This is a genomic window from Stenotrophomonas sp. 3diitr2024 (assembly GCF_042136455.1).
Lineage (GTDB): Bacteria > Pseudomonadota > Gammaproteobacteria > Xanthomonadales > Xanthomonadaceae > Stenotrophomonas > Stenotrophomonas sepilia.
Genome location: NZ_JBHHMJ010000617.1, coordinates 1 through 2,744 on the forward strand (window position 1 = coordinate 1; position 2,744 = coordinate 2,744).

The 2,744-nt window shown below is 64.9% G+C and carries 3 protein-coding genes; all 3 read left to right on the forward strand.

Going from position 1 to position 2,744, the window contains the following annotated elements; genetic code table 11:
* On the forward strand, nt 1-1,024 hold a 1,024-nt coding region (locus ABGA94_RS16035; protein ID WP_375367785.1), incomplete at its 5' end, for an SPFH domain-containing protein.
* Between the two features lie 20 nt (nt 1,025-1,044).
* Nucleotides 1,045-2,397, forward strand: coding sequence for a membrane protein (locus ABGA94_RS16040; RefSeq protein ID WP_032954186.1), 1,353 nt, complete (start codon nt 1,045-1,047; stop codon nt 2,395-2,397).
* The gene (locus ABGA94_RS16045; RefSeq protein ID WP_005416661.1) at nt 2,394-2,651 is read left to right on the forward strand and encodes a hypothetical protein; all 258 of its coding nucleotides are present in this window, start codon (nt 2,394-2,396) and stop codon (nt 2,649-2,651) included. The genes ABGA94_RS16040 and ABGA94_RS16045 overlap by 4 nt, the downstream gene beginning before the upstream one ends.
* The last annotated feature ends 93 nt before the right edge of the window (nt 2,652-2,744 follow it).

Sequence of the window (2,744 nt, forward strand, 5' to 3'; positions counted from 1 at the left end):
GCCGCGCGGCACCAACGCCGGCCGCGGTTCCAACACCAGCGGCTCGTCCAACATCATCACCAACGGCTCGAAGATCATCGTGCCGGAGGGCTACGGCCTGCTGCTGTTCCAGGACGGCGCGATCACCGCGTTCGTCGCCGAACCGGGCGGCTACGAGTGGCGTTCGGACGATCCCAACTCGCAGTCGATCTTCGCCGGCGACGGTCTGGTCAGCACCTTCATCAAGCAGAGCTGGGAACGCTTCAAGTTCGGCGGCCAGCCCGGTTCGCAGCAGGCGGCTTATTTCGTCTCGCTGAAGGAGCTGCCGGACAACCGCTTCGGTACCCAGTCGGAAATCTACTGGGACGATGGCTTCCTCAATACCCAGGTGGGCGCGGTCACGCGCGGCTCGTACACGCTGAAGATCGTCGACCCGATCCTGTTCGTGAAGAACTTCGTGCCGGGCAGCTACCTGCAGCCGGGCCAGGTGTTCGACTTCACCGACCTGGACAACGCCGCCGCCAGCCAGCTGTTCAATGAAGTGGTCGGTTCGCTGGCACCGGCCTTCAGCCTGTACACGAACGATCCGGGCAAGGGCAACCGCATCACCAAGCTGCAGCAGGACTCGCTGGGCTTTGCACAGAGCCTGTCGGCCGCCGTCGAGCAGGGCTACCAGTGGAAGTCCGATCGCGGCCTGGCCATCGTCAAGACCGCCATTGTCTCGATCGAGTACGACGCCAACACCCGCGAACTGCTGAAGACCGTCCAGCGCGCAGATGCGCTGTCCGGCTCGCGCGGTAATTCCAACCTGCAGGCGAGCGTCGCCCAGGGCATCCAGTCGGCCGGCGAGAACGGCGGTGCGGCTGGCCTGGTCGGTGTCGGCATGGCCTCGGGCATGTTCGGTGTCGGCGGCATGCAGCAGCCGGTCACGCCGGCTGCCGACGATCCGGTGGCCAAGCTGAAGAAGGCCAAGGAAATGCTGGACCTGGGCCTGATCACCCAGGGCGACTACGACGCCCTGAAAGCAAAGGCACTGGGCCTGTAACAGCAGGACGCACAACGAACATGTCCGATCCCCGAAACGGCCCACCGCCGCTGCCCGGATCCGCGCCCGCGACGCCGCCGCCCTTGCCGGCGGCGTCGTTGGATGGGCCCGGTTCACCGCAGGACGTCCCTCCCCTGCCCGGCAGCTTCCCGCTGGACACCTCGAAGCTGCCCCAGGCCATCCGCGATGAAGTGGAAGCGCCCGATCCTGTAGCCATCGATACCTCAGCCAGCGAGCTGAAGGACGGCCTTAACCGCTGCCCGAAGTGCGGCGCCACCGACATCCGGCCCAAGGCCGGCACCGATATCCTCGTCTGCCTGTACTGCCGTCACGAATGGCATGGCGCGCGCGTCGAGGAGGAATTCGGGCTGGGCGAGGCCATCGACCAGCTGCGCGGTACGGTCATCGCCTCCGGCGCGCGTGACATCGACGCCGACACCTCGGCGCTGATGACGTTCAAGTGCACGGGCTGCGGTGCCGAAGTCACGGTCAATACCGAAAGCACGATGACGGCGCGCTGCCACTGGTGCCGCCACGTCTTCGGCGTCAACGAACAGATCAGCAATGGTGCGGTGCCCGATGCGGTGCTGCCCTTCCACATCAAGAAGGACGATGCGGTCGCGCGCATCCGCCAGTTCGTCGACAAACGCCGCATGTTCGCGCTGAAGGCGTTCAAGGAGCAGTTCACCCCGGAGAACGTGGTGGGCGTGTTCCTGCCCTACATGATCGTGGACAGCAATGTCAGCGCGGCCGTGGCCGGCAAGGGCGAGATCCAGACCCGGCAATACACGGTCGGCAGCGAGAAGAACAAGCGCACCCTGTACGACGCAGATGTCTACCAGGTCGAACGCCAGGTGGATTTCACGGTTGATGACCTGCCCCTGGAATCCTCGGCCGAGCGCGGCAATCTGGATACCCGCGCCAACACCAACAACATCATCAACACCATCCTGCCGTTCGACACCAAGAACGCGGTGAAATGGAACGCCTCATACCTGGCCGGCTTCACCTCTGAGAAGCGCAACCTCGACGTGGAGAAGCTGCGGCCGCGGCTGGAAGACCAGCTGCTGTCGATCGCCCGCGCGCAGGTGGAAGGTTCGGTGAGGCGCTACAACCGTGGCGTGCGTTGGGAACAGGAACAGCTGGAGGTGCATGGCACTCGTTGGGTTTCGATGTACCTGCCGGTGTGGTTGTACTCCTACCACCAGCCCGGCAAGAACGGCGGCATGCTGCACTACATCGCGGTGAACGGCCGTACCGGCGAAACCATGGGCAGCGTGCCCGTGCAGCAATGGAAGATGCTGCTGGCGGCCCTGGCCACCGGCACCGTCATTGAAGCCCTCGCAATTGCCTTCCTGGTGGCATCGACATGAGCGACGACAGTGGCCTCTGGCTGTTGGCGGCAGGTCCGGCCGGCGCAACCGCGCTGTACTGGGCGCTGTACCGCTATTACCGCAACACCGACAAATCGCACTCCTTCGAACACGAGACCGAGATCGAGGCCAAACCGGTCACCGGCTCGGACCAGCAGGTCGGCCGGATCACCGGCACCGAGGACAAGCGTATCCGCGGTGACAACGTGTATGAGTACCGGAAACGGGTGGCAAGGGTGAAGCCGGATCAGTAGCGCCAGGCCATGCCTGGCTGCGGGTCATGCCGGCCGATGGCCGGCATCCCTTCGGTATCTGGGCGTCAAAGGGGAGCCGGCCAGCGGCCGGCA